This window comes from Streptomyces uncialis (assembly GCF_001905345.1).
In the GTDB taxonomy this organism is placed as follows: domain Bacteria; phylum Actinomycetota; class Actinomycetes; order Streptomycetales; family Streptomycetaceae; genus Streptomyces; species Streptomyces uncialis.
This window is the reverse complement of the sequence record NZ_LFBV01000001.1, coordinates 94984-121076: the sequence shown is the minus strand read 5'-3', so window position 1 is coordinate 121076 and position 26093 is coordinate 94984. Positions and strand designations below refer to the sequence as shown.

The following is a 26093-nucleotide window of genomic DNA, read 5'->3' as shown; positions in this document are numbered from 1 at the left end:
GGCCGGGGTGGCGGCCATCAGCTCCCCTTGCCGGCCCGCTCGGCGATCCGTCCGGCCGCGGCGGCGGCGAGCGCGCGGGCCGCGCGCACCACACCGGGTCCGGCGCCCCAGACGGTCGACACCTCCCGTACGGTCACCCGGCCGATGTCCCGGGCGCCCGTCAGGGATCTCAGGACGGCCGGGGAGCCCGTACCGGCGGCCGGGACATGGGCGCCGAGGCCGGTGGGGTCCTGGCAGGTGAGGCCGCCGGGGGTGGCGGGTACCTGGCCGGTGCCCTTGGCGGCCGGTGCGCCGACGCGGTCCGGGGAGGGTTCCCCGTACACGTAGCGGCCCAGGGCCGTGAGGGGGAAGACCTGGCGGTAGAGGTGGTAGTTGATGGAGAAGTCCCACGGGAAGCCGGTCCCGGTGAAGTGGGGTTCGTCCCAGGAGCCGTCGTCCCGCTGGGTCCGGGCGAGCCAGTCGACGCCCCGCCCGGCGGCACCGCCGTCCCGCTCCCCCGCCGCGATCAGCGCGAGCAGCGCCCAGGCCGTCTGGGAGGCGGTGGAGACACCGCGTCCGCCCCAGCCCGGACCGTCGTGGTAGGAGCGCAGGTCCTCGCCCCAGCCGCCGTCGGTGTTCTGCACGGACTCCAGCCAGGCGACGGACCGGCGGATCGCGGGGTGGGTACCGGGCAGCCCGGCGGCGGTGAGCGCGGGGACGACCGACCCGGTGCCGTAGATGTAGTTGACGCCCCAGCGGCCGAACCACGCGCCGCAGGACTCCTGTTCCGCGAGGAGCCAGGCGATGCCCCGGCGGGTACGCGGGTCGTGCGCGAGCCCCTCGAAGGCCAGCATCTCCACGACGTGGGCGGTGACATCGGCCGAGGGCGGGTCGACGACCTTGCCGAAGTCGCAGAACGGCAGCCGGTTGGGGAAGGTGCTGGTGTTGTCCACGTCGAAGGCGCCCCAGCCGCCGTCCTTGGACTGCATCCCCAGGTTCCACGTGACACCACGCGCGACGGCGGCGTCCATGCGCGCGGGATCAGGGTGGCGGACCCGGCGCAGCGCGAGGACGACCTCGGCGGTGTCGTCGATGTCGGGGTAGTTGTCGTTATGGAACTCGAACGCCCAGCCGCCCGGGGCGAGATCGGGGCGGCGGACCGACCAGTCACCGGGCCGGTCGATCTGTTCCGCGAGCATCCAGTCGGCGGCCTTGACCAGTTGGGGGTGGTCGGCGGGGACCCCGGCGTCGGCGAGCGCGATGGTCGCCAGACAGGTGTCCCAGACGGGCGACTGGCATGCCTCGACCATCCGGGAGCCGTCCTCGCGCCATACCGCGAACCGGTCCAGGGACTCCAGACCGGCGCGCAGCACGGGATGGTCGAGGTCGAAGCCGAGCAGGTGCAGGGCGATGATCGAGTACACGGCGGGCGGCTGGATGCCGCCCCAGCAGCCGTCGTTCTCCTGACGTTCGACGATCCAGTGGGCCGCGGACCGCACGGCCGCCGACCGGACGGCCCTGGGCGCCACCTTGCGGTACAGGTGCAGCGCCTTGTCCAGCCGCTGGAACGCCCCGTCCCAGCTGGTGAGCGGGGCGAGGGGCCGCGCGGGGCAGGGGTCGGCGGGGTCCGTGTGCAGTTCGTCGAGCGGGAAGGGCGCCGGGCGTACGGGCCGCTTCGCGGAGACGATGGTGAGCGCCACGATGGTCTGGCGGGCCCAGCATCCGAAATCGTAGATGTTGAGCGGGAACCAGGAGGGCATGTAGACGAGTTCGGGCGGGACCTCGGGGAGGTCGGACCACTTCCACCAGCCGAACAGGGCCAGCCAGATCCGGGTGAAGACCCGGGCGGCGGCGATGCCTCCCCGGTCCCTGATCCAGGCGGAGGCGCGTGCCATGTGCGGGGCGTCCGGGCTGTCCCCGGCGAGCCGCAGCGCGACATACGCCTCGATGGTGGCGGAGAGGTCTCCGGGGCCGCCGTGGAAGGTGGCCCAGGTGCCGTCGTCCCGCTGCTTCCCCCGGATGAACAGGGCCGACGCCTGGGTGGTGGCGTCGTCCCGGATGCCGAGGAACTGCCGCAGGAGGAGGTCCTCGGCGTCCATCGTGACGTTCGTTTCGAGGTCGCCCTTCCACCAGCCCTGGGGGTCCTGGCGGGAGAGCAGGAAGTCGGTGGCGCGCCGGGTGGCGCGCAGGGCGGCGTCGAGGGTTCCGGCCGCCTGCGGGATCGGTTCGGTGGGATCGGAAAGGGCCGAGGGCGCGCGGGGCGGTACCGCTCCGGTGCTTCCGTCGGTCGTCGCTGTCATGGCTTCCCCTTCGTGCAGTGTGGTTCTTCTGCTGGGTCCGCCGTCGGCCGGTGCGCTGGATGGACACCGGCCGGCGACTGCGAGTCATATGGAAGTGTTGATCATCATCTCTTTCGTACGACGACGAAGTCGGCGAGCGCGGTGAGCTGCGCCCGTACCCGCTCGGGCATGTCCACGGAGTTCAGGGCCTCGATGGCGACGGTGTGCTGGCGGCGGGCCTCCTGGTTGGTCCACTCCCGGCCGCCGGCCGCCTCGATGAGGGCGGCGCGGACGGCGAACTCCGTCTCGGAGAAGCTGTCGAAGTCGTTGCTCTTGGCGTCGGCGGCGAGCAGTTCGCCGAGTTCCTCGGACGCGCTTCCGCCCGCGGCCAGGGCGGCGACGACGGGCAGGGACTTCTTGCGCTGGCGCAGATCGCTCCAGGTCTGCTTGCCGGTGGCCTCCGGGTCGCCCCAGATGCCGAGGACGTCGTCGATCGCCTGGAAGGCGAGCCCGAGGTGGTGGCCGAAGCGTTCCAGGGAGTCGGCGGTGCGGTCGTCGGCGCCGCCGAGGACGGCGCCGATGGAGGAGGCGCAGGCGAGCAGGGCGCCGGTCTTGTTGCCCTCCATCTCCAGGCACTCCTCGACGGTGACCCGCTCGCGGTGCTCGTAGGAGATGTCCTGGGCCTGGCCGTCGATGAGGGCGCGGCTGGCCCGGGTGAGCCGGCGGGTGGCGCGTCCCGCCTCGACGGTGCCGAGTTCCAGCAGCACCTCCCCGGCGAGGGCGAACAGGGCGTCGCCCACCAGGATGGCCTGGGCGGGGCCGTGGACCTTCCACACGGTGTCGCGGTGCCGGCGCTGTTCGTCGCCGTCCATCAGGTCGTCGTGCAGCAGGGAGAAGTTGTGCACCAGCTCCACGGCGACCGCGCCGGGCACCCCGGTCTCGGGCGGGGCTCCGGCGGCCTCCGCGGAGAGCAGGGCGAGCGCGGGACGGACGGCCTTGCCGCCGTCGCCGTCGGCGGGGTTGCCGAGCGCGTCGATCCAGCCGAAGTGGTAGGCGGCGACGGTGTCCATGGGCGGGGCGAGGCGGTCCACGGCGGCCCGCAGCACGGGCGTCGACAGTGTCCTGCCGCGCTCCAGCAGCGCGGTGACGTCCACGGCCTCGGCGGACGTTTCGGCCGGGGGCACAGTGGGCACAGTCTCTCCTCTTGTCGCGGTGGTGCAGGGGGTGCGGGGGCCCGCCCCGCGGTGATCGAGTCTCATGCCGTCTCCCGGAAGAGATGATCACGCGGCCGGCCGATGACCCCGAGCGCCGCGTCGGCGGCGCTGACACCACTGCGTACGGCTCCCTCCATGGTCGCGGGCCAGCCCGTGGCGGTCCACGCCCCGGCGAGGTGGAGACCGGGCACCTGGGTACGGGGGCCGGGCCGCAGGGCGGCGGTGCCCGGCGCGGGCGCGAAGGTCGCGGTCCGTTCCCTGGTGACGAAGAAGTCGTGCACCCGGGCGCCCCGCGCGGCGGGCAGCAGCCGCTCCAGCTCGGGCAGGAAACGCTCCCGCAGTACCGCCACGGGCTCGTCGATGTACTCCTGGGCGGCCGACTGGGAGAGCGCCAGGTACTGGCCCTCGGTCACCCCGGACGCCTCGGTGCGGTCGAAGACCCACTGCACCGGGGAGCCCAGCGCGGCGAAGAAGGGCCGCCGCAGCACCGTGCGGTCGTAGTGGACATGGATGTTGAGGATCGGCGCGGTGCCGAGTCGCAGCAGCCGCTCCGGGTGGTCGAGCGCGCCCGGCGGCAGCAGGTCGTACGCCTCGCGCTGGGCGACGGCGAGGACGACGGTGTCGGCCTCGATCCGCTCGCCGGGCAGGTCGACGGCGAGCCGGCCGGTGCCGGTGCGGGAGACGGAGGCGACCCTGGCGCGGACCTCGGTGCGTACCCCGGCGGCGTCGAGGGCCTTGCGGGCGAGGGTGTCGTGGAGTTCCCCGAGCGGGACCCGGGCCCAGCCGATGTCGGCGGCGCCGGGCTCCTCCAGCAGTCCGGTCCTGAACACCTTCGCGGCGAGGGCGAGCGAGGTGTCCGCGGCGACGGCGTTGAGGGTGGCCACCCCGACCAGGTCCCACAGTGCCTCGACGGCGCGCGGGGACTGGCCGTGCCGGGCGAGCCAGCTCCCGAAGTCCTCCTGGTCGAGGGCCGGGTCGGCGGGGTCGAGGGCCTTGAGGGCGAGGGCGGCGCGGCCGACGGAGGCCCGTTCGGCGAGCGACAGATGCGGGTAGCGGGCGAGTCCGCGCGCGAGGTGCAGCGGGACGGGCAGGGCGTCACGGCTCAGGGTGCCGAGCCGGGGCCCTTCGCCGGAGCGGGTGCGCACCCGGTGCGCGGCGTCCACGACGGGGACGCTGAGCCGGTCCTGGAGCGGCGCCAGGTCGGTGCCGCCGATCCGGTCGAGGAACCAGCGGTAGGCGGTGCAGCAGCGCAGATAGACGTGCTGGCCGTTGTCGACGGTGAGGTCGCCGCGCTGGAAGGAGAAGGCGAGGCCGCCGAGCCGGGGCCGTCCCTCCAGCAGGGTGACGGCCGTCCCGGCGTCGGCGAGGCGCAGTGCGGCGGTGACCCCGGCGAGGCCACCGCCGACGACCACGGCCGCCCGTGCCGGGCGGCCCTCGGCGTGACTGTCCGGCCCGGTGGGCCGCAGGTCGGTGTCGCTCACGCGGCTCCCTCGGGTGCTGGGTCGTGCGGCACCGGCCGGGCGGACCCGCGGGGCGTGCGCCCGCGCGGACCGGTGGCGGGCGCTGTCATGGTCAGAGACCCGGTGCGGGCCCCGGGGGTTGACCGGGCCGGTGGGCAGGGTTCGGCGGACCCGCCGGGGGCCGGTGTCCTCATCAGGGCCGCCTCCGGACGCTCTGCCGGGCGATGTGCCGGGCGTCGAGCCCGGACAGTCCGCGCACGGCGACGTACGCCTTCTCGTGTCCGGGCAGCGAGACCCGGCCGCGCAGCACGGCCTCCGGCTCGCGTTCGATGCGGTCGAGGAGACGGCGGTAGATCCCGGCCATGGCGGCGACGCAGGCGCCGCTGCGCCGGTCGAGCATCGGCAGCAGCCGGTAGCCCTCGGCGAACAGGGCGCGGGCCCGGCGGACCTCGTAGTGGACGAGACCGGCGAAGTCGGAGCCGGGGGGCGGCTGCGGTCCGTCGAACCCGGCGGAGCAGCCGAACTTGGCGAGGTCGTCGGCGGGCAGGTAGACCCGGCCGCCGGTGGCGTCCTCGCGGACGTCGCGGAGGATGTTGGTGAGTTGCAGCGCGAGGCCGAGGGTGTCCGCGTACTCGGGGGCGCGTTCGGTGCCGCGGGCGCCGGGTTCGGTGCCGAAGACGCCGAGGGAGAGCCGTCCGATGGCTCCGGCGACACAGCGGCAGTACCGCTTGAGGTCGTCCCAGGTCTCGTACTTCTCGCCGTGGACGTCCATGAGGACGCCGTCGATGAGTTCGTCGAGCCCGCCCAGCGGTACGGGGAAGACCGTGGCGGTGTGCCGCAGCGCGACCGCGACGGGGTCGGTGTCGTCCTCGTCGACGGCTCCGTCCCGTACCCGGGTCAGCAGTTCACGGGTCTCCTCCAGCCGGGTCCGCTTGACCTCCGGGGGCAGTTCGCCGTCGCCGATGTCGTCCACGCGCCGCGAGAAGGCGTACAGCGCGGACATGGCTCGCCGCTTCGCCGTCGGCAGCAGTCTGATGCCGTAGGCGAAGTTGCGGGCCTGCTGCCCGGTGACGGTCTCGCAGTAGCTGTACGCGGCGAGTACCGGTGCGGACACATATGGGTCTGGCTCCACGGCCCGGCTCACCCCTCTCCTCGCAGTGTCGCGCCCACCTCGCGCAGCAACCGGACCTTGGTGGGCTCAGGTGGTCCGGGAAGTACGTCGTAGGAGACGGCCGTGATGGCGTGGACGGCCGCTCTCCCTCCGCCCACGAAGCCCGCGAGGAGCAGCCGCAGTCTGCCGTGGACGCTGCCCACCAGCGGAAGGCCCTCGTCGAGCAGGTGCCGGGCGCGCTGTGTCTCGAAGGCGACGAGCGCGCGCACCGAGGCGCCGGTGGTGCGGGCCGCGAGGTCGCTCTCCTGGACATGGAAGCGGCGCATGTCCTCGGCGGGCAGATAGATCCGGTCGCGGGCGAGGTCCTCGCTGATGTCCTGGAGGTGCTCCACGATCTGGAGCGCCGTGCAGACGGCGTCGGAGCGGCGGACGCGTTCGGGGGTCGAGGTGCCCGTCACGGCGAGGACGAGACGGCCGACGGGGTTCGCGGAGAACTCGCAGTACGCCAGCAGCTCGTCGTAGGTCGCGTAGCGGGTGACGAGCTGGTCCTGGCGGTTGGCGGCGATCAGCGCGAGGAACGGTTCGGGGTCGAGACGGTGGCGGCGGAGGGTGGGGACGAGCCGCCGGAGCAGCGGGTGGCCCGGGTCGCCGGTGGTGAAGGCGCGGCGGAGGTCGTCCTCGAAGGCGTCGAGGAGGAGGAGCCGGTCGTCGGCGGCGTCGCCGGTGACGCCGAGGTGGCGGGCGTCGGCGCCGCCGGGCGCGAGGTCGCCGTCGCCGATGTCGTCGACGAGCCGGGCGAAGCCGTAGAGGGCCATGAGGTCGTCGCGCCAGGCGCGGGGCAGGAAGAAGGGGGCCACCGGGAAGTTCTCGTGCGCGGCCTTGTCGAGGGTGGCGAGGGCCGCGGGGGTGCCGTGGGCGGGGGTGCCGCCCGGGGTGGTCCCGGTGGCGGGCGCGCCCGCGGGGCGGGGGGTGCTCCGCGTGGGTGTGTTCCGGGCTTCCGTCACCGGGCGCCGCCCGGTGCGAGGACTGCGGAAGCGTCGCGGAGCTGGAGACTTTCCGTAGCCATTGCCGTCACATCTCCGTTCTACACTACCGACCGAATGCATCCTCTTTCGGACACACCGCCCGGGTCATTCACCGAGTGCGACAGGCGGTAGTCCGCTATCTCCGCACTTGCCGTGAATCAGGACCGTCACAGCTTACGTTGTACGCCGTCGAACCGTTGGCCCGGGGTTCCCGGCCCGCCCGGCGGTGCGCAACCCGGGGGTGGATTGCCTGGCGTACGGGGATTTCGGCAAGGCGGCCGGCATTCCGGACCGCAATGCCGGTGGCCGGTCACCGACACGAAGGAACCCCGCGCGGTGGTTCCGGCGGGGTTCACTCGTCGTGCCAGGTTTTCCACGGTGATTACGGGACGGAAAGCTTTTACTTTCCGGTGAACTTCTCGTACTCCTTGAGCACGTCGTCCGTGGCACCGTCCATCCGGAGTTCGCCGTGCTCCAGCCAGAGCACCCGGTCACAGGTGTCCCGGATGGACTTGTTGTTGTGGCTCACCAGGAAGACCGTACCGGCTTCCTTGCGCAGCTCGCGGATACGGGCCTCGGACCGCCGCTGGAAGCTGCGGTCGCCGGTGGCCAGTGCCTCGTCGATCATCAGGACGTCATGGTCCTTGGCCGCCGCGATGGAGAAACGCAGCCGGGCCGCCATTCCCGACGAGTAGGTCCGCATCGGAAGGGTGATGAAATCGCCCTTCTCGTTGATGCCGGAGAAGTCCACGATCTGCTGGTAGCGCTCCTTGATCTGCTCACGTGTCATGCCCATAGCGAGACCGCCCAATATGACGTTCCGCTCTCCCGTGAGGTCGTTCATCAGGGCCGCGTTCACCCCGAGCAGCGACGGCTGGCCGTCGGTGTAGACCTTGCCGCGCTCGGCGGGCAGGAGTCCCGCGATGGCCCGCAGCAGGGTCGACTTGCCGGAACCGTTGGAGCCGATCAGTCCGATGGCCTGGCCCCGGTAGGCGACGAAGGACACACCGCGCACGGCGTGCACCTTGCGCACCCCGCGCTCCTCGCCGCGCCGCAGGATGCGGCTGAGCGCGGTGGTCGCGCTGCCCTTGCCGGTCTTGGCGCCATTGACCCGGTAGACGATATGGAGCTCGTCCGAGATGACGGTGGGGCGCATGTCGCCCGTACTCTGCTCAGCCACGGCCGTACCTCTCCTCCGCCTTCCAGAAGTACACGAATCCGCCGACCGCCACGAGGACGGACCAGCCCAGGGCCAGCGCCCACACATGATCGGGCAGCTGGTCGTTGCCGTAGCCGTCGATGATCGCGAACCGCATCAGGTCCATGTACACCGCGGCCGGGTTCCACTGGAGGACGTCCGCGATCCAGGAGGGCCTGCCCTCCAACATGATCGGGATGGAGAACATGACGCCCGAGGCGTACATCCAGGTCCGCATCACGAACGGCATGAGCTGCGCGAGGTCGGGGGTCTTGCTGCCGAGCCGCGCCATGATCAGCGCGAGGCCGGTGTTGAAGAAGAACTGGAGCACCAGGGCGGGCACGATCAGCAGCCACGACGGGCCCGGGTAGCTGCCGCACGCGATCGCGACGGCGAACACCACGAGCATCGAGAACAGCAGCTGCTGGAGCTGCTGGAGCGCGAAGGAGATCGGCAGCGAGGCCCGGGGGAAGTGCAGGGCCCGGACCAGGCCCAGGTTCCCGGAGATCGCCCGGACCCCCGCCATCACCGAGCTCTGGGTGAAGGTGAAGACGAACACCCCGGTCACCAGGAACGGGATGTACACCTCCTTCTCCATACCGCGGTCGGCGTTCAGGATTATCCCGAAGATCAGGAAGTAGACCAGCGCGTTGAGCAGCGGGGTGACCACCTGCCAGAGCTGGCCGAGCTTCGCCTGGCTGTACTGGGCCGTGAGTTTCGCCTGCGAGAACGCCAGGATGAAGTGGCGCCTGCCCCACAGCTCACGAACGTAGTCGAGGACTCCCGGCCGGGCGCCGCTCACGGTCAGTCCGTGCTTGGCGGCCAGGGCGGCCGGGGAGAGTCCGTCATCGGGCGACGGGGGCGCACTCACCGCGACACCGCCGTCATGCGTTGTCTCACTCACAAGTAGGAAACTTTCGTCCTCAAGAGATGCGCTGCCTGGCCGGACACAAGCAGGTGCCGGTTGCCCTCCGGGGTGAGAGCCAGGCCGGAATGTTCTCAGACCAGAGCTTGTCAGATCACGGGCGGGCGGCCCAGTCGGGTCAGCCGCCATACCGTACGCCACTTCATGGGGCGACGGGGCCCGCAGGGACCGCTCCATCCTTCCCGGAACCCGCCGAACCACGCCTTGAGCGCGGGTCCGGAGGGGCGCCGGGCCAGGGTGAGCAGCAGCCACACACCCAGGTACACGGGCACCAGGGGCAGGGGCAGATTGCGGCGGGCCAGCCAGACCCGGTTACGGGCCACCATGCGGTGGTAGACCGCGTGCCGGGACGGCGCCGTGGTGGGGTGGTGCAGGACCATGTCGGAGCGGTAGTCGATCTGCCAGCCCGCGTCGAGCGCGCGCCAGGCGAGATCGGTCTCCTCATGGGCGTAGAAGAACTCCGCCGGCAGCGGGCCGACCTGGGCGATGACCTTCGTCCGCACGGCGTTGGCGCCGCCCAGGAACGTGGTCACCCGGGAGGACCGCATCGGGTCGGAGGCACGCAGCCGCGGTACGTGGCGGCGCTGGGTGACCCCGGTCTCCGGGTCCGCGATCCGGAAGCTGATGATCCCCAGCTCCGGGTCCCCGGCGAACGCCGCACGGCACAGCTCGGCGGTGTCGGTGAGGGGCAGCGAGCCGTCGTCGTCCAGGAACAGCAGGACGTCGACATCGGTGCCGGACGGGCCGAACGCCTCGATCCCGACGTTGCGGCCCCCGGGGATGCCCAGGTTCTCGGGCAGTTCCACCGTGCGCACCCCGGCCGGGACCTCGGGTACGGGCGAGCCGTTCCCGACGACGACGACCTCGACCGGTTCGCCGTCCTGCTTCGCGACCGAGTCGAGCAGGGCGCGCAGTTCCTCGGGGCGGTTGCCCATGGTGATGACGACCGCGCCGACCTTGAGGGGGTTGCTCACCGACGGCCTCACTTCAGCCTGCTGGACGCCAGGATGGACACCAGGTGCAGCAGGGTCTGGAGGATCGCGATCCCCGCGAGGACGGCGATACCGAGCCGGGTCCAGAACAGATCGCCGCCGATCATGTCGAGCACGGCGACGAACAGGATGAACAGGCTCGCCTCGACCCCGCCGACCAGCCGGTGGAACTTCAGCGCGGCGGCGGCGCGGCGGGCCAGGGCCAGACCGGAGGAGCGGGGCGTGGCCGCCTCGTCCTTGACGGCCGGCAGCCCGCTGCGGGAGCGCGCCACGTCGACCAGGTCGGTCTCGGCCTTGATGAGGATCGCGCCGAGGGCGGCCAGGGTGCCGAGGAAGGCCCACAGCCACTCGGGGCGGCCGTCACCGAAGGCGTCGGCGCCGCGGACACCGAAGCCGACGAGCAGCGCGGCCTCGCAGAGGTAGTGGCCGACCCGGTCCAGGTAGACGCCTGTGATGGAGGTCTGCTTGCGCCAGCGGGCGACCTCGCCGTCGACACAGTCGAGCAGCAGGTAGAGCTGGATGAGGACCGCGGCGACCAGGGCCCCGGTCAGGCCCGGTACGAGGAGCGCGGCGCCCGCGAGGATGCCCGCCACGACCATCAGGTACGTGAGCTGGTTGGGCGTGATCCTGGTGTTCACCAGGTAGGGGTCGCAGCGCAGCGAGATCTCCCGCATGTACAGGCGTCCCGCCCAGTGCTCACCGCTGCGCCGGTCCTTGACCCCTTCGGGGTGCACGACCGGGCGGAGTTCAGCTACCGATGGCCTTGGCATAGTCGGCGTATGCGTCCTTGATCTGGTCGGTGTTCAGGTCGAGGTGTTCGAGGATGGTGAAGCGGCCTGGCCTGGTCTGCGGGGCGAACGCGACGACCTGCACGAACTCGTCGACGCTGAAGCCGATCTCCTCCGGCAGCACGGGCAGTTCGTGGCGGCGCAGGACCTCGGCCATGTACCGGGACTCGTCGTGGGCGCCCCGCAGGTGCATGGCGAACGCGGCGCCGAGTCCGACCTGCTCGCCGTGGCTGGCGGCCCGCTTGGGGAAGAGGAGGTCGAAGGCGTGGTTGATCTCGTGGCAGGCACCGGAGGCGGGGCGGGAGTCGCCCGCGACCGACATGGAGATCCCGGTGAGGACGAGTCCTTCGGCGAGCACCTGGAGGAAGGCGTCGTCGCCGACCGAGCCGGGGTGACGCAGTACGGCCTCGCCCGCCTGGCGGGCCATGGCGGCGGCGAGACCGTCGATGGACTCGCCGGTCTGCCGGTGGGCCAGCTCCCAGTCGGCGACGCAGGAGATGTTGGAGACGGCGTCACCGATGCCGGAGCGGACGAAGCGGGGGGGTGCCTCACGGACGACGTCGAGGTCGATGACGACGGCGATCGGGTTGGGCACCCCGTAGGAGCCGCGGCCCGCGTCGTTGTCGAGGGTGGCGACCGGGGAGCACAGTCCGTCGTGGGCGAGGTTCGTCGCGACGGCGACCAGCGGCAGGCCGACGCGCGCCGCGGCGAACTTGGCGCAGTCGATGATCTTGCCGCCGCCGAGACCGACGACCGCGTCGTAGCGCCCCTTCTTGATGGCGTCCGCGAGCTTGATCGCGTCGTCCAGGGTGCCGCCGCCGACCGGGAACCACTCGGCGCCGGGCAGCGCCGGCTCCAGCCGCTCACGCAGCCGGGCACCCGAGCCGCCGCTGATCGCGACGGCGAGCTTGCCCGACGAGGAGATCCGCTGGTCGGCGAGGACCCCCACCAGGTCGTCGAGGGCACCCGCGCGGATGTCCACGACGACCGGGGAGGGGATCAGGCGTGTCAGTACTGGCACGCGATCTCACGCCCCTTGGCGAGGTCGTCGTGGTTGTCGATCTCGACCCACTTGATGTCGCCGATGGGGGCGACGTCGACCTTGAAGCCACGGTTGACGAGCTCCTGGTAGCCGTCCTCGTAGTAGAGGTCGGGGTCCCGCTCGAAGGTGGTCTTCAGGGCGTCGGCCAGCTCGTCGGCGGCCTCGCCCTCGATGAGGGTGACACCGATGTACTCGCCGGTCGCGTCGGCGGGGTCCATCAGCTTGGTGATGCGCTGGACGCCCTTGTCGGGGTCCACGACGACCTTCATCTCCTCGTCGGCGAGCTGCTTCACCGTGTCGAGGGCGAGGATGATCTTCTTGCCGTCGCCACGGGCCGCGAGCAGCGTCTTCTCGACGGAGACGGGGTGCACGGTGTCGCCGTTGGCGAGGATCACGGTGTGCTTGATGGCGTCACGGCCGCACCACAGGGAGTAGGCGTTGTTCCACTCCTCGGCCTTGTCGTTGTCGATCAGGGTGATCTTGAGGCCGTACTTGGCCTCCAGGGCGGCCTTGCGGTCGTAGACGGCTTCCTTGCGGTACCCGACGATGACCGCGACCTCGGTCAGGCCGATCTCGGCGAAGTTGCCGAGGGTGAGGTCGAGAACGGTGAGGCTCTCCTCGTCCCCCTCAGGACCGACCGGCACCAGTGCCTTGGGCAGGGTGTCGGTGTAGGGGCGAAGACGCCGTCCGGCGCCGGCAGCCAGCACGAGGCCAATCATGCGGGTTCTCCTTCATCGTGTACGGCGGGTGCTCCGGAGGAGACCCAGAAGCGGATGCTCTCTGCGAGCACCACGAGTGCCACGGCCACGGCCAGGGCCGTGAGCAGCGCGGTGAAACCTTGGGTGCCGAGCAGGGCCGCGGCGAGGGTGATCAGCAGGACCCTGCCCTCCTGCCCCCCGATCGCGCGGACCAGCCAGCTCGGCGACGCGCCGGTGCCACCGCGTATGCGGTACACCGTGTCGTAGTGATGGTAGGCGACCGCCGCCACCAGCCCGAAGGCAGCGGGCAGCGCTCCGTCCGTCCCGGCCTGGGCGGCCAGGGCGAGCACGGTGCCGTATTCGGCGGCGCGGAAGAAGGGCGGCACCAGCCAGTCGAGGGCGCCCTTGAGGGGCCGGGCGACGGCGAGAGCGGAGAGCACGGTGTAGAGGCAGGCGGCGGCGACGGTCAGCCAGCCACCGAAGCCGGTGAACACCGCGGTGCCGACCACGGCCGCGCCGCCGAGCAGCGCGAAGGCCGGGGGCGCGAAGACCGGCATCCGGCGGGCGACACCCTGGAACGCGGTCGCGAGCACCTCGGCCGGGTAGCCCCGGTCGGTGAGGTCGAGCAGGGCCTGGGCGGCCCCGTCGGTGCGTCCGGCCTTGCGGGTCAGGGAGCGCAGGACGCGTCCGGCGGTGGTGTAGCAGGCGGCGAACGCGCAGCCCACGAGCAGGACGACCAGGGTGATCCGGGGGGTGGTCACGGCCGTGAGCACGGCGATCAGCGCCCAGCGTTCACCGATCGGCAGCACGATTATGCGGCGCACCCAGACCGTCCAGCCGACCGAGTCGAGCCGGTCGGAGAGGGCGGCGGTGGGGCTGATGCTCGCGGTGGCGTCGTGGTTGGCCTCGATGAAGGCGAAGTCGATGATATGGCGGCAGGTCTGGAGGACCATCGCGCCCAGCGCCAGCGCCCAGACGTCGTCGCCGCCGCGGGCCGCGCCGAGGGCGAGGCCCGCGTAGTAGGCGTACTCCTTGGCGCGGTCGAAGGTGGCGTCGAGCCAGGCGCCGAGCGTGGAGTACTGGAGGGAGTAGCGGGCGAGCTGTCCGTCGGCGCAGTCGAGGACGAACGAGAACAGCAGCAGGGCCCCGGCGGCGACGAAACCGGCACGGGTGCCGGTCGCGGCGCAGCCCGCGGCGATCAGCGCGGTGATCAGCGACGCGGTGGTGACCTGGTTGGGCGTGAAGCCCCGGCGGGCGCACCAGCGGGCCAGGTGGCGCGAGTAGGGGCTGATGGCGTAGGTGGTGAAGAACCCGTCGCGGGACTTGACCGAGGTCCGCAGCCGGACGGCCTCGTCGTCGACGGCGGCGACGGCCTGGCGGGCCTCGTTACGGGTCTGGGGGTCGACGGGGACGACGGCGACGAGGGTGCCGAGTTCCGGTCGGTGCACGGCGGTCCCGGCGGCCTCGGCGAGGGCGGCCGCGCGGTCGGCGGGGCTGTCGACGGTGACGGCGGCGGTGCCGTGCGCGGCTCCACCCGCCGGTTCGGCCGCGACGGGAACCGTGCTCTCACGCAGGGCCTGTTCCAGGGCGGCGCGGGCGGCGGGCCGCGCGGTGACGGCGCCGGGGATCGCGGCGGCGTCGAAGCGGGGGTCGGTGAGAGCGAGCCGCAGCGCGTGGACATGGCCCACGAACCGGCTGTCCACGACCGCCACGCGCTGCCCGGACGGGACAGCGCCGAGCAGGGCGGGGACGTCGGCCGGGTCCTCCGCGACCCGCACGTCGAAGCCGAGGCCGCGCAGATCGCCGTCGAGCGACGACCCCGGGACCGGCCGGCCGGTGAGGATGGCGGTCGACAGAGGAATTCACTCCCTGGGTGCCCCGACGCGCCGGCGCCGGGCATGTACGTGGATGGGGCGCGCCCCGGGGGCCGGGGACGGCCGGGCGGCGTGTCGGCAGAGGCTATCGGATGGATACCGACGGGTGTTCATCGCCCGTTCACGCTCCGATCAGCGCGGTCTGCCGCCCCCGCACCGCCGCGATCATCATTGTTGATCGGAGGCCGCATCACAAACCGCCGGGTGTGCCGGTCCCCGCGCACCCCGGGCCCGGCCGCCGGGTTTGCCCGGCATAGGCTGCCTTGGCATGACATGGATGATCACAGGTGGGGCCGGATACATCGGGGCGCATGTGATGCGGGCGCTGACCGGGGCCGGGGAGCGGGTGGTCGTCCTCGACGACCTGTCTTCGGGAGCCGCGCGGCGGCTTGACCCCGGGGTGCCGGTGGTGCGGGGCTCGGCGCTGGACGGGGAGCTGCTGGCCCGGTCGCTGGCCGAACACCAGGTGACGGGCGTGGTGCATCTCGCGGCCCGTAAGCAGGTCGCGGAGTCGATGGCCCGGCCGTCGCGCTACTACGCGGACAATCTGGGCGGTCTCGGCACGCTGCTGGAGGCGGTGACCGGGGCCGGGGTCGAGCGGTTCGTGTTCTCCTCGTCGGCGGCGGTGTACGGCACCCCGGACGTCGAACTGATCACCGAGGACACCCCGTGCGCCCCGGTGAACCCGTACGGCGAGACCAAGCTCGCCGGTGAGTGGCTGGTCCGGGCTGCGGGGCGGGCGCACGGGATGTCGACGACGTGTCTGCGCTACTTCAACGTCGCGGGGTGCGCGGCACCGGAGCTGGCGGACACGGGGGTGTTCAACGTGATCCCGATGGTGTTCGACCGGCTCACCCGCGGCGAGGCACCGCGGATCTTCGGCGACGACCATCCGACGCCGGACGGGACCTGCGTCCGCGACTACGTGCATGTCGCCGATCTCGCCGACGCGCACCTCGCGGCGGTGCGGCGGCTGTCCGGCAAGCCCGCGGGGGATCTCACGCTGAACATCGGACGAGGAGAGGGCGTTTCGGTACGCGAACTGCTGACGCTGATCGCGGAGGTGTCCGGGGACGACCGCGCGCCGCTCGTGGAGCCCCGGCGCGCGGGGGACGCGCCGAGGGCGGTGGCGTGCGCCCGGCGGGCCGCCGAGGAGCTCGGCTGGACGGCCCGCCGGGACGCCCGCGAGATGGTCGGGTCGGCCTGGCGGGGCTGGCTCGCGCACCGGTCCCCGCAGCCCGCCGAACAGTACTAGCCGATCTTGTCAGCGCTCTGACCTGCGGTTCGTTTCCGCAGGTCAGAGCACATGACAACGGTGTTCACTGCCGTGTTGCCGGATACCCCCCACCCGTAGTTCACTGAGGTCCGTAGAGGGCATCCACCACTGCGGCGAAGGATGGTTTTCATGGGGGCAGGGCACGATCACGGGCATTCGCACGGCGCACCCGTCACGGGTACGGCGGCGTCCGCCTATCGCGGACGGTTGCGGATCGCGCTGGCCATCACGCTCGGTGTGCTGGTGATGGAGATCATCGGCGGCCTTGTCACCGGGTCGCTGGCGCTCGTCGCGGACGCGGCCCATATGGCCACCGACGCGGTCGGGCTCAGTATGGCTTTGCTCGCCATTCACTTCGCGAACCGCCCACCGAGCGTGAACCGGACCTTCGGACTGGCCCGCGCCGAGATCCTCGCGGCCCTCGCGAACTGTCTGCTGCTGCTCGGTGTCGGCGGCTATGTGCTGTACGAGGCGATCCAGCGGTTCATCACCCCGACCGAGATCGAGGGCGGTCTGACGGTCGTCTTCGGCCTGATCGGCCTGGTCGCCAACATCGTCTCGCTGGGGCTGCTCATGCGCGGCCAGAAGGACAGCCTCAATGTCCGGGGCGCCTTCCTTGAGGTCCTCTCCGACGCGCTCGGCTCGCTCGCGGTCGTCATCTCGGCACTGGTCATCCTGGGCACCGGCTGGCTGTACGCCGACCCGGTCGCCTCGCTCGTCATCGGGCTGATGATCGTGCCCAGGACGGTGAAGCTGCTGCGCGAGACGCTGAACGTGCTGCTGGAGGCGGCGCCCAAGGGGGTCGAGATGAACGAGGTGCGGGCGCACATCCTGGCGCTGGACGGGGTCGAGGAGGTCCACGACCTCCACGCGTGGACGATCACCTCCGGGATGCCGGTGCTGTCGGCGCACGTGGTGGTCAGCGGGGAGGTGCTGGACCGGGCGGGCAACGAGCGGATGCTGCACGATCTCCAGGAGTGCCTGGGGGACCACTTCGACGTGGAGCACTGCACGTTCCAGCTGGAGCCCGGGGGGCACGCGGCGCATGAGGGGAAGGTCTGCCACTAGTCGCCTTCGCTTGCGCTTTTGAGGTCTTCCCGGGTGGGCGCACTTGTCCTCGTGCGGGTCGGACGGGGGTGCGCAGTTCCCCGCAGGTCGCCTTTGCTCGCGCCCTGGATGCTGCCTCTTGCGGTCGCCCTTCGGGTGCGGGCCGGTTCTCGTCTTTGCGCAGTTCCCCGCGCCCCTTTGGGGCGCATCCTGTCTGCTCTTCGGGTCGGTGCCGGTCGGGATTCTCCGTCCTCGCTCCAACGCGCTCGGTCGGACATCCCCCTGGTCCTACTGAAGAGCATCGGAGTCTGCGGGCAGAGATTCCCGCCCACCCCCTCCCGCAGCAGCGCGACTCCGCGAGGAGGAGGGTGAAAATCAACCCCAGGTGGGCGCCCCCGAAGGGGCGCGGGGAACTGCGCAAAGACGAGGGCGACCCGCACCCGAAGAGCGACCGCTAGGGGGCAGCATCCAGGGGCGCGGGGAACTGCGCACCCCACGAGCGACGGCGCAGGGACGAGTGCGCCCACCCGGACAGACCTCGGGGGCCCAAGCGAAGACGCCCCGCACAGGGACAAGTGTGCCCAGCCGGGAAAGACCTCAAAAGCGCAAGCGAAGGCGACTCGTACGGATGCGCGAACCCGAGGCGGGGAATTTTCGCCCGGCCGACCGGGAAACGCTCAGGTATCCGGTTGCTTCCGGCGTCCGAACAGTTACCGCGTGTCCCCGCCGACCAGGCGAACGGCACGCGCGGCCGCCGTCGATGCCGGAAGTGTCGGTGATGTACGGCAGACTTGACGTGCGAGGACCGAAGCGAAGGATGGGCATGCCGATCACACCTGCGACCGCGGAGCACTCCGCGCCGAACACAGCCGCCGAAACCATCATGCTGGAGCTGGTGGACGAGGACGGCACCACGATCGGCACGGCCGAGAAACTCTCCGCCCACCAGGCCCCGGGCAGACTGCACCGGGCGTTCTCGGTGTTCCTGTTCGACGAGCACGGCCGTCTGCTGATCCAGCGCCGCGCGCTCGGCAAGTACCACTCCCCCGGTGTGTGGTCGAACACCTGCTGCGGACACCCGTACCCCGGCGAGGCCCCCTTCGCCGCCGCGGCCCGGCGCACCTTCGAGGAGCTGGGCGTCTCGCCCTCGCTGCTCGCCGAGGCGGGGACCGTGCGGTACAACCACCCGGACCCGGCGTCCGGTCTGGTCGAGCAGGAGTTCAACCATCTGTTCGTCGGCATGGTCCAGTCCCCGTTGCGCCCGGACGGCACGGAGGTCGAGGAGACCGCGTTCGTCACCCACGCGGAGCTGATGTCCCGGCACGAGAAGGACCCCTTCTCCGCCTGGTTCCTGACCGTGCTGGACGCGGCGCGCCCCGCGATCAGGGAGCTGACCGGCCCCGGCGCGGGCTGGTAACCGCGCGTACAGCGGGAACCGCGCCGGTTCGGGGGGCCGGTACGGGAGCCGCCCGGCCCCTGGGGGTCCGGCCGGGCACGCTCCCGCGCACGTTTTTCTGACAGGTCGGCGTGTGGACGGGTCAGCGGCGGGGGCCCTGGGGCCGGGGCACCCTCGGGGGTCTCAGGGGCAGGGCCGACCAGACGACCTTGCCCCCGTTCGCGGTCTGCTCCACGTCGCACACGCCGCCCGCCTCGCGGGTGACCTCCCGGACCAGCAGCAGTCCCCGGCCCCCGGTCTGCCCGTGGTCCGTCTCCAGGACCGTCGGCCGGTACGGATGGTTGTCCTCCACGGACACCCGGATCCACTCGGCGCCGACGGCGACCTCCACGGTCAGCAGCGGCGACAGCACCGCCGCGTGCTTGACCGCGTTGGTCGCCAGCTCCGAGACGATCAGCAGAAGCCCCTGCACCAGATCGTCGGACACGGGCACCCGCTGGCGTACCAGCAGGTCCCGGACCGCGTGCCGCGCCTGGGGTACGGAGGCATCCGCCGCGGGCGCCGTGAATCGCCACACACCCTCGTACGGCAGGGGGGCCGGGCCGGCCTCCGGCGGTGCTCCGAGATCGGTGCCCGGGGGTGGTCCCGAGTCCCACCCGCCACTGTCCATCGTCCGGTCGCCGCCTTCGCGCTCGATTGTCTCCACACGTCGAGTGTTGGGAACGCCCTGGTCCGTACCGGACGACTGACCAGAAGTCAGCGAGTATCGACGGCTTCTGACCGATCCCGTGTGAGCGCGTCGGCGGGGCGACCGCCGATGACCCGATTTGCCAGGTTGAAGCCCTATTCAGGTTGTACGTGTTTGGGGGGCGGATCGTCCGTTTCCCGCCCCTTGTCCAGGGATCCGGGTGCGTCCGGGCCGTCGGTCCCGTCCGGTTCGGCCAGGGTGTCGGAGACCAGCCCCACGATGTGCCGCCCGCCCAGACCCGTGGCGATCAGCCCCAGGCCGTCGAACAGCACGGCCAGCGAGAAGAAGCAGCCGATGACGTAGACACTGCTGCTCGGCCAGCCCGCGAGGACCAGCACGCCCAGCAGCACCCCGAGGGCGCCCTGGACCAGCGTCCACCCGGACTGCGCGCCCCGTGCGACCAGCGCGCCCACCAGCCGGAACAGTCCGCCCGCCAGGAACAGCAGCGCCGCGAACATGGTGAGCGTGGCGGCGGCCACGTCCGGTCTGCGCAGGATGACGACCCCGGCCGCCAGATACAGGGCCGCGATGAGCACCGCGGGCCAGAAGTAGTCCTGCTGCCGGGACTGGACGGCGTGCACCAGACCGATGACACCGGCGATGAGGAGCAGCCAGCCGAACAGGAGCATGGTCGTCAGCGTGGCCACACCGACATAGACCAGGCCGACCACTCCGGCGACGACCAGCAGGGTTCCGAGGACCACCAGGCCCGTGAAACCGCGCCGGAGCTTCCTGACCTCGCCACGGGGCGTACTCATGGGCGCCTCCCAAGGGCCGCGGTACCCCCAGTGATGATCGTACGTTCGGCCGGTGCGGATAGCATCCGGCACATGGAGCCTCAGCTGCCGTACGGCGTGACCGACGGGGTCGCCACGATCGTGATCTGCCAGCCCGCGAAGCGGAACGCCATGACGGAGGAGATGTGGCGGGCGATGCCGCCCATCCTCGACGCGCTCGCCGGCGACCCCGCGGTGCGGGCGCTGGTGCTGACCGGCGCCGGCGGGACGTTCTGCGCGGGCGCGGACATCTCGTCGCTGAGCGGCCCCCCGGGCACCGCCGAGGCGGCCCAGGGGCTGGCGGTGGCCGCGGAGGACGCCCTCGCGGCCTTCCCCAAGCCGACACTGGCCGTCGTACGCGGCCACTGCGTCGGCGGCGGCTGCCAGCTCGCCGCCGCGTGCGATCTGCGGTTCGCCGACGAGGACGCGCTGTTCGGGATCACCCCCGCGAAGCTCGGGATCGTGTACGCGCACTCGTCGACCCGGCGGCTGGTGTCGCTGGTGGGGCCCGCCACGGCCAAGTACCTGCTGTTCTCGGGGGAGCTGATCGACGCGCGGCGGGCCCTGGCGACCGGGCTGGTGGACGAGGTGCTGCCCGCGGCCGAGCTGGACCAGCGGGTGGCGGAGTTCACCCGGGTCCTGACGGCCCGCTCCCAGCTCACCCAGGCCGCGGCCAAGGAGTTCGCGGCCGGCCGGGCGGACCGGATCGAGCACTGGGCCGCGCAGGCCCGGGGCAGCGGCGAGACCACCGAGGGTGTCGCCGCCTTCCTGGAGCACCGCGAGCCCCGCTTCGAGTGGACCCCGCCCGTCGGCTGAGCCCCCCCCGTACGGTCCTACGCCGAGACGCTCCGCCACTCGGCGACCAGGTCGGCGGGAGCCTTCTCCGGGGAGCCCGCGTCGTACGGCGGCTGGGGGTCGTACTCCAGCAGCAGCTGGACCGACTGGGCGCGGCGGTCGCCCGCGATCCGGCCGACCAGGGTGAGGCCCATGTCGATCCCGGAGGACACCCCGGCGGCGGTGACGTACTTGCCGTCCATGACGACACGGTCCCCGGTCGGCTCGGCCCCCGCCTCGCGCAGCTGCTCCAGGGCGAGCCAGTGCGAGGTGGCACGGCGGCCGGTGAGGAGTCCGGCGGCGGCCAGGACCAGCGAACCGGTGCACACGGAGGTGGTCCAGGTGCTCTCGCGGTCGGCGGCCCGCACCCAGTCGAGCAGGACCGGGTCGGTGGTCTGCGGTGTCATGTCCGGGCCGCCGGGCACGACGAAGATGTCGGGACGGGGCACCTCCTCGAAGGTCCGGTCGGCGACGAGCGCCAGACTGCCGCTGTCGTTACGGACGGGTCCGGTACGGGCCGCCACGAAGACGGTCTCCGCGCCGGGGATGTGCTGGAGCGTCTCGTAGGGGCCGATGGCGTCGAGGGAGGTGAAGCCCTCGAAGAGGACTACGGCGATCTGCATGGTGGGACCTCTCGGGTCGTTCGCGTGACGGGACGGGATGGTCGTGGCGGTGATGGTGATGGTGCGCTTGTGGTGACGCGGTCGCGGTGGCATGGATGCGGCGGGCGGCAGCGGTGCGACGGCCGGGTGGTTCAGGGGGTGGGGCGGAAACGGCGGCGGTAGTCGGCCGGCGGGGTGCCCAGGGTGCGGACGAAAGCGCGGCGCATGGCCTCCGGGGTGCCGTAGCCGCAGCTGCGGGAGATCTCCTCGATCCCGTCGGGGGTCTCCTCCAGCAGCCGCCGCGCGTGCTCGACGCGGACCCGGTCCACGTACCGTCCCGGGGTCGTACCGGTCTCCGCCCGGAAGGCGCGGGCGAAGTGACGGGGCGACAGCCGGGCGCGCTCGGCCAGCGCCTCGACCGACAGATCGCCGCCCGGATGCTCGGACACCCAGCGCTGCACCTCGCGCAGCGGGGACCGGCTGGCCGTCTGCGCGGCGAGCTGTGCGCTGAACTGGGCCTGGTTGCCGGGGCGGCGCAGGAAGACGACGAGGTACCGGGCGATGGTCAGCGCCGCCTCCCGTCCGTGGTCCTCCTCGACCAGCGCGAGCGCGAGATCGATGCCCGAGGTGACCCCGGCGGACGTGGCCACGTTCCCGTCCCGGACGAAGATGGGGTCCGGGTCGACGGTGACGGCCGGGTGCTCCCGGGCGAGCCGGTCGCAGAACGCCCAGTGGGTGGTCACCCGGCGGCCGTCGAGGAGTCCGGCGCGGGCCAGCAGCATGGCGCCGGTGCAGACGGACACCAGCCGCTCGGCGCGTGGCCCGTGCGCGGCCAGCCAGCGGGTCAGCGGATCGTCCTCGTGATGGTTGCCGTCCCCGCCGGGGACGACCAGGGTGTGCGGTACGGGGGCCGAGGCGAGGTCCGTGTCCGGGACGAGACGCAGTCCGCTGGACGTCCGTACCGGGCCGCCGTCGAGGGAGGCGGTGCGTACGTCGTAGCCCGCCGCCGGGTCACCGACGGCGTGCGCCGCCCCGTGGAACACCTCCAGGGGGCCGGTGACATCGAGGCTCTGCACGCCCTCGAAGAGGACGACGAGTACGGTTCGCTGCGTCATGACGTCGATTCTTCGGCGGCGGACGGCTGGCCGCAATGACGGGTTCCCCACCTTTCCTGCCATCACGCCCCGTCATGATCCGGCCCGGCCCGGCGCCCCTTCCACCACGTACCAACCAGTCGGTAACGTACGGGGCATGAGCACTCTGCCCGAGCGCGCCGGACGCCGGTGCCACCATGTCCTGAACCCGCTGCACTCGACGCACTACTTCTCCCCGGAGCTGGCGGCCGAACTGGCCGCCCTCGGGATCAAGGACCCGGGCGCCGCGTATCTCGCGGTCCGCGCGGCGGCCCTGGGCCCGGTCGGTCCCGGCGTCGTGAGCGCGGCGTTCTACAACTTCAGCCACGCGATGGTGGCCCGGCACGTCCCCGAGGTGTGGCGGACGGCCGCGCCGCCGGAGGTGCTCGCCGCACGGCTGCGTGCCGTGGACGCGGTGCTGCGCCGGCAGCTCGGCGAGGAGGCGCTGGCCTCACCGGAGATGGCGGAGGCGGCGGAACTCGCGCTGCGGGCCGCCGAGGGCTGTACGCGGCCCGCGCGGCCGATGTACTCCGCCCACGCCGACCTGCCGGTGCCGGACGCGCCGCATCTCGCGTTCTGGCACGCGGCGACGCTGCTGCGCGAGCACCGCGGCGACGGTCATCTCGCGGTGCTGCTGGAGCTGGGTCTCGATCCGGTGGAGGCCCTGGTCAGCCATACCGCGACCGGCTGGGGCATGACCCCGACGTGGGTCCTGGCGTCCCGGGGCTGGACCCGCGCCGACTGGGACGCGGCGGCCCTGCGCCTGCGCGACCGCGGCCTGCTGACCGCCGACGGCGAGCTGACCGACGCGGGCCGGGAGACCCGACGGGAGCTGGAGGTACGCACCGACCGGCTCGACCTGAGCCCGTACGAGCACCTGGGCGCGACCGGGGTGGCCCGTCTCACCGAGATCGCCACGGTGTTCGCGGGGGCGGCGCTGGAGGCGGGCGCGTTCCCCGCGGAGGCCTTCGGCAAGGACTGAGGACGCCGGCGGGCGTCCTGTCGACGGCCGCCGGATGTCGGCCGGTCCGGTCCCGGTGCGGCCCGTGGACGGACCGGGACCCCGGTGGCGGCCCCGTCGCGCGAGGCAGACGCGGCCGGGGGGCGGGGGTGTGGTTGGTATGACCTGCCACAATTGCCGCGCAACCTCATGGGATAAGGCGGTACGGGATCGTGACGACACCCCTCGTAGGGTCCATCGAAGGCAGGATCGCCGAGGAGCTCGGCGTGCGGGAGCGGCAGGTGCGGGCCGCGGTGGAACTGCTCGACGGCGGTTCGACCGTGCCCTTCATCGCCCGGTACCGCAAGGAGGCGACGGAGACGCTCGACGACGCGCAGTTGCGCACGATCGAGGAGCGGCTGCGGTATCTGCGCGAGCTGGAGGACCGGCGCGCGGCGATCCTGGAATCGGTGCGCGAGCAGGGCAAGCTGAGCGACGGGCTGGCGGCGGCGATCCGGGCCGCCGACACCAAGGCGCGGCTGGAGGACATCTACCTCCCGTACAAGCCCAAGCGGCGGACCAAGGCGCAGATCGCCCGCGAGGCGGGCCTCGCCCCGCTCGCGGAGGGCCTGCTCACCGACCCCGGGGTCGAACCGCTGGCCGCGGCCGCCGCGTTCGTGGACGCCGACAAGGGTATCGCCGATCCGCAGGCCGCTCTCGACGGGGCCCGCGCGATCCTGACCGAGCGGTTCTCGGAGGACGCGGACCTGATCGGTGAGCTGCGCGAGCGGATGTGGACGCGGGGCCGCGTCACGGCGAAGGTGCGTACGGGCAAGGAGGAGGCGGGCGCCAAGTTCGCCGACTACTTCGACTTCACGGAGCCGTTCACCGCCCTTCCCTCGCATCGGGTCCTCGCCATGCTGCGCGGTGAGAAGGAGGAGATCCTCGATCTCGTCCTGGAGCCGGAGGAGCCCCGGGACCCGGCGGCGCCACCGGTCCCCACCTCGTACGAGAGCAGCATCGCGCAGCGGTTCGGGGTGAGCGACCGGGGCAGGCCGGGCGACAAGTGGCTGGCGGACACGGTCCGGTGGGCGTGGCGCACCCGTGTGCTCGTCCATCTCGGGATCGATCTGCGGCTGCGGCTGCGGACGGCCGCCGAGGACGAGGCGGTACGGGTCTTCGCGGCGAATCTGCGGGATCTGCTGCTGGCCGCCCCGGCGGGCACCCGTGCGACCCTCGGTCTCGACCCCGGGTTCCGTACCGGGGTGAAGGTCGCGGTGGTCGACGCCACGGGCAAGGTCGTCGCGACGGACGTGATCCATCCGCATGTCCCGCAGAACCGTTGGGACGAGTCGCTGGCCAAGCTGGCGCGCCTCGCGAAGGAGCACGCGGTCGACCTGGTCGCGATCGGCAACGGCACCGCGTCCCGGGAGACCGACAAGCTCGCCGGTGACCTCCTCACCCGCCATCCCGAGCTGGGGCTGACGAAGGTGATGGTGTCCGAGGCGGGCGCGTCGGTGTACTCGGCGTCGGCGTTCGCCTCGCAGGAACTGCCGGGGATGGATGTGTCGCTGCGTGGCGCGGTGTCCATCGCGCGGCGCCTCCAGGACCCGCTGGCGGAGCTGGTGAAGATCGACCCGAAGTCCATCGGGGTAGGCCAGTACCAGCACGACCTGTCCGAGGTGAAGCTGTCGCGTTCGCTGGACGCGGTCGTCGAGGACTGTGTGAACGGCGTGGGCGTGGACGTCAACACGGCCTCGGCGCCGCTGCTGTCCCGGGTGTCGGGTATCGGCTCCGGGCTCGCCGACAACATCGTCGCCCACCGCGACGCGAACGGCCCGTTCCGGTCGCGCAAGGCGCTGAAGGACGTGGCGCGGCTCGGCCCGAAGGCGTACGAGCAGTGCGCGGGCTTCCTGCGCATCCAGGGCGGTGACGATCCGCTGGACGCCTCCAGCGTGCACCCGGAGTCGTATCCGGTGGTCCGGCGGATGGCGAAGGTGTCCGGCGGTGAGGTGGCCGCGCTGATCGGCAACGGCGGCACCCTGCGGTCCCTGCGGCCGGTGGACTTCGTCGACGACACGTTCGGTCTGCCCACGGTGACGGACATCCTGCGCGAGCTGGAGAAGCCGGGCCGGGACCCGAGGCCCGCGTTCCGGACGGCCACCTTCAAGGAGGGCGTCGAGAAACTGTCCGACCTGGAGTCCGGGATGGTCCTGGAGGGCGTCGTCACGAATGTGGCCGCGTTCGGGGCGTTCGTGGACATCGGGGTGCACCAGGACGGGCTCGTCCATGTGTCGGCGATGTCGAAGACGTTCGTGAAGGACCCGCGCGACGTGGTGAAGCCGGGTGATGTCGTCAAGGTGAAGGTCATGGAGATCGACATCCCGCGCAAGCGGATCTCGCTGACGCTGCGTCTGGACGACGAGCCCGCCGCGGATGCCGGGGACGGCTCCGGGCGTGAGCCCCGGGGCCGGGAGCCGCGCGGGGCCGGGGGCGGCAAGCGGGCGCCGCAGCCCCGGCAGGGACAAGGACCGAGCCAGGGTCAGCGGCAGGGGCAGGCGCAAGGGCAGCGTCAAGGGCAGGGACAGGGGCGTGGCGGGTCCGCTCGGCAGGCGCCGCCGCCCGCCAACAGCGCCATGGCCGACGCGCTTCGCCGCGCGGGGCTGGGGAAGGGGCCGTCCGCCCGGTGAGGTGAGCGCCCTGTGAGGTGAGGGGGCGCGGTCCGGCGGGGACGACCGGGCCCGGCGGGGGCGGCT

General features: G+C 72.2%; 22 protein-coding genes. 6 read left to right on the top strand and 16 right to left on the bottom strand.

The genetic code is table 11. From position 1 onward, the window contains the following. Positions 1-17 precede the first annotated feature (17 nt). The 12 genes from shc to AB852_RS00400 form a co-directional block, all read right to left on the bottom strand. The gene (shc, locus tag AB852_RS00455) at positions 18-2279 is read right to left on the bottom strand and encodes a squalene--hopene cyclase (protein ID WP_245876544.1); all 2262 of its coding nucleotides are present in this window, start codon (positions 2277-2279) and stop codon (positions 18-20) included. Positions 2280-2383: 104 nt separating this feature from the next. Beyond that, positions 2384-3517, bottom strand: a complete 1134-nt coding sequence (locus AB852_RS00450; protein WP_073782429.1) for a polyprenyl synthetase family protein — start codon at positions 3515-3517, stop codon at positions 2384-2386. Beyond that, positions 3514-4953: a hydroxysqualene dehydroxylase HpnE gene (hpnE, locus tag AB852_RS00445; protein ID WP_073782427.1), complete on the bottom strand. Its 1440-nt coding sequence runs from the start codon at positions 4951-4953 to the stop codon at positions 3514-3516. The genes AB852_RS00450 and hpnE overlap by 4 nt, the downstream gene beginning before the upstream one ends. 172 nt (positions 4954-5125) lie before the next feature. Beyond that, entirely contained in the window at positions 5126-6076 is a 951-nt protein-coding gene (gene hpnD, locus AB852_RS00440) for a presqualene diphosphate synthase HpnD (RefSeq protein WP_073782425.1), read from the bottom strand. Next, positions 6073-7047, bottom strand: a complete 975-nt coding sequence (gene hpnC / locus AB852_RS00435) for a squalene synthase HpnC (RefSeq protein WP_079184196.1) — start codon at positions 7045-7047, stop codon at positions 6073-6075. The genes hpnD and hpnC overlap by 4 nt, the downstream gene beginning before the upstream one ends. A 421-nt stretch (positions 7048-7468) precedes the next feature. Beyond that, a complete protein-coding gene (locus AB852_RS00430; protein WP_107499094.1) occupies positions 7469-8224 on the bottom strand; it encodes an ABC transporter ATP-binding protein in 756 nt (251 codons plus the stop codon). Between the two features lie 16 nt (positions 8225-8240). Beyond that, positions 8241-9170 carry an ABC transporter permease gene (locus AB852_RS00425; protein WP_073782421.1) on the bottom strand — a complete coding sequence of 310 codons (930 nt, stop codon included), beginning with the start codon at positions 9168-9170 and terminating at the stop codon, positions 8241-8243. A gap of 110 nt (positions 9171-9280) precedes the next feature. Further along, positions 9281-10165 (bottom strand): glycosyltransferase family 2 protein, encoded by an 885-nt coding sequence (locus AB852_RS00420; RefSeq protein WP_073782419.1) that lies wholly within the window; start codon positions 10163-10165, stop codon positions 9281-9283. An 8-nt stretch (positions 10166-10173) separates the two neighbouring features. Next, entirely contained in the window at positions 10174-10953 is a 780-nt protein-coding gene (locus AB852_RS00415) for a CDP-alcohol phosphatidyltransferase family protein (protein ID WP_073782417.1), read from the bottom strand. Continuing rightward, positions 10931-11992: an iron-containing alcohol dehydrogenase family protein gene (locus tag AB852_RS00410; RefSeq protein WP_073782415.1), complete on the bottom strand. Its 1062-nt coding sequence runs from the start codon at positions 11990-11992 to the stop codon at positions 10931-10933. Before AB852_RS00410 ends, AB852_RS00415 begins: the two co-directional genes overlap by 23 nt. Beyond that, complete coding sequence (locus AB852_RS00405; RefSeq protein ID WP_073782413.1) at positions 11980-12732, bottom strand: phosphocholine cytidylyltransferase family protein; 753 nt, start codon at positions 12730-12732, stop codon at positions 11980-11982. The genes AB852_RS00410 and AB852_RS00405 overlap by 13 nt, the downstream gene beginning before the upstream one ends. Then, positions 12729-14567 (bottom strand): DUF5941 domain-containing protein, encoded by a 1839-nt coding sequence (locus AB852_RS00400; protein ID WP_073782411.1) that lies wholly within the window; start codon positions 14565-14567, stop codon positions 12729-12731. The genes AB852_RS00405 and AB852_RS00400 overlap by 4 nt, the downstream gene beginning before the upstream one ends. Positions 14568-14853: 286 nt before the next feature. Here AB852_RS00400 and galE point away from each other — a divergent pair, with 286 nt between their 5' ends. The 3 genes from galE to idi all read left to right on the top strand — a co-directional run bounded on the left by galE (position 14854) and on the right by idi (position 18325). Then, complete coding sequence (galE, locus tag AB852_RS00395; protein ID WP_073782409.1) at positions 14854-15840, top strand: UDP-glucose 4-epimerase GalE; 987 nt, start codon at positions 14854-14856, stop codon at positions 15838-15840. Positions 15841-15990: 150 nt separating this feature from the next. Next, positions 15991-16929 carry a cation diffusion facilitator family transporter gene (locus AB852_RS00390; protein WP_073782407.1) on the top strand — a complete coding sequence of 313 codons (939 nt, stop codon included), beginning with the start codon at positions 15991-15993 and terminating at the stop codon, positions 16927-16929. An 802-nt stretch (positions 16930-17731) separates the two neighbouring features. Further along, complete coding sequence (idi, locus tag AB852_RS00385) at positions 17732-18325, top strand: isopentenyl-diphosphate Delta-isomerase (RefSeq protein ID WP_073785181.1); 594 nt, start codon at positions 17732-17734, stop codon at positions 18323-18325. 121 nt (positions 18326-18446) lie between these two features. Here the strand turns inward: idi and AB852_RS00380 are convergent, their stop codons facing one another. Both AB852_RS00380 and AB852_RS00375 read right to left on the bottom strand, forming a co-directional pair. Further along, positions 18447-18974, bottom strand: a complete 528-nt coding sequence (locus AB852_RS00380) for an ATP-binding protein (protein ID WP_079184369.1) — start codon at positions 18972-18974, stop codon at positions 18447-18449. A 173-nt stretch (positions 18975-19147) separates the two neighbouring features. Further along, complete coding sequence (locus AB852_RS00375) at positions 19148-19810, bottom strand: HdeD family acid-resistance protein (RefSeq protein WP_073782403.1); 663 nt, start codon at positions 19808-19810, stop codon at positions 19148-19150. A 72-nt stretch (positions 19811-19882) separates the two neighbouring features. Between AB852_RS00375 and AB852_RS00370 the strand changes: the two genes are divergently transcribed. After that, positions 19883-20644, top strand: a complete 762-nt coding sequence (locus tag AB852_RS00370; protein WP_073782401.1) for an enoyl-CoA hydratase/isomerase family protein — start codon at positions 19883-19885, stop codon at positions 20642-20644. 17 nt (positions 20645-20661) lie between these two features. Here AB852_RS00370 and AB852_RS00365 read toward each other — a convergent pair whose 3' ends face one another. Then, entirely contained in the window at positions 20662-21285 is a 624-nt protein-coding gene (locus tag AB852_RS00365) for a DJ-1/PfpI family protein (RefSeq protein WP_073782400.1), read from the bottom strand. A 131-nt stretch (positions 21286-21416) separates the two neighbouring features. Further along, on the bottom strand, positions 21417-22379 hold the full coding sequence (locus AB852_RS00360) for a GlxA family transcriptional regulator (protein ID WP_073782398.1): 963 nt from the start codon (positions 22377-22379) through the stop codon (positions 21417-21419). Positions 22380-22515: 136 nt separating this feature from the next. On the opposite strand from AB852_RS00360, the gene AB852_RS00355 reads away from it, so the two are divergent. Then, positions 22516-23379, top strand: coding sequence for an SCO6745 family protein (locus AB852_RS00355; protein ID WP_073782396.1), 864 nt, complete (start codon positions 22516-22518; stop codon positions 23377-23379). A gap of 191 nt (positions 23380-23570) precedes the next feature. Then, positions 23571-26027: a Tex family protein gene (locus tag AB852_RS00350; RefSeq protein WP_073782394.1), complete on the top strand. Its 2457-nt coding sequence runs from the start codon at positions 23571-23573 to the stop codon at positions 26025-26027. Positions 26028-26093: the final 66 nt, after the last annotated feature.

What these genes read in the sequence shown, in the direction of transcription:
- shc (WP_245876544.1), bottom strand. Translation starts at nt 2,279, where the DNA reads ATGACAGCGACGACCGACGGAAGCACCGGAGCGGTACCGCCCCGCGCG.
- AB852_RS00450 (WP_073782429.1), bottom strand. Translation starts at nt 3,517, where the DNA reads ATGAGACTCGATCACCGCGGGGCGGGCCCCCGCACCCCCTGCACCACC.
- AB852_RS00430 (WP_107499094.1), bottom strand. Translation starts at nt 8,224, where the DNA reads ATGCGCCCCACCGTCATCTCGGACGAGCTCCATATCGTCTACCGGGTC.
- AB852_RS00415 (WP_073782417.1), bottom strand. Translation starts at nt 10,953, where the DNA reads ATGCCAAGGCCATCGGTAGCTGAACTCCGCCCGGTCGTGCACCCCGAA.
- AB852_RS00405 (WP_073782413.1), bottom strand. Translation starts at nt 12,732, where the DNA reads ATGATTGGCCTCGTGCTGGCTGCCGGCGCCGGACGGCGTCTTCGCCCC.
- galE (WP_073782409.1), top strand. Translation starts at nt 14,854, where the DNA reads ATGACATGGATGATCACAGGTGGGGCCGGATACATCGGGGCGCATGTG.
- AB852_RS00390 (WP_073782407.1), top strand. Translation starts at nt 15,991, where the DNA reads ATGGGGGCAGGGCACGATCACGGGCATTCGCACGGCGCACCCGTCACG.
- idi (WP_073785181.1), top strand. Translation starts at nt 17,732, where the DNA reads ATGCCGATCACACCTGCGACCGCGGAGCACTCCGCGCCGAACACAGCC.
- AB852_RS00380 (WP_079184369.1), bottom strand. Translation starts at nt 18,974, where the DNA reads ATGGACAGTGGCGGGTGGGACTCGGGACCACCCCCGGGCACCGATCTC.
- AB852_RS00375 (WP_073782403.1), bottom strand. Translation starts at nt 19,810, where the DNA reads ATGAGTACGCCCCGTGGCGAGGTCAGGAAGCTCCGGCGCGGTTTCACG.
- AB852_RS00370 (WP_073782401.1), top strand. Translation starts at nt 19,883, where the DNA reads ATGGAGCCTCAGCTGCCGTACGGCGTGACCGACGGGGTCGCCACGATC.
- AB852_RS00365 (WP_073782400.1), bottom strand. Translation starts at nt 21,285, where the DNA reads ATGCAGATCGCCGTAGTCCTCTTCGAGGGCTTCACCTCCCTCGACGCC.
- AB852_RS00360 (WP_073782398.1), bottom strand. Translation starts at nt 22,379, where the DNA reads ATGACGCAGCGAACCGTACTCGTCGTCCTCTTCGAGGGCGTGCAGAGC.
- AB852_RS00355 (WP_073782396.1), top strand. Translation starts at nt 22,516, where the DNA reads ATGAGCACTCTGCCCGAGCGCGCCGGACGCCGGTGCCACCATGTCCTG.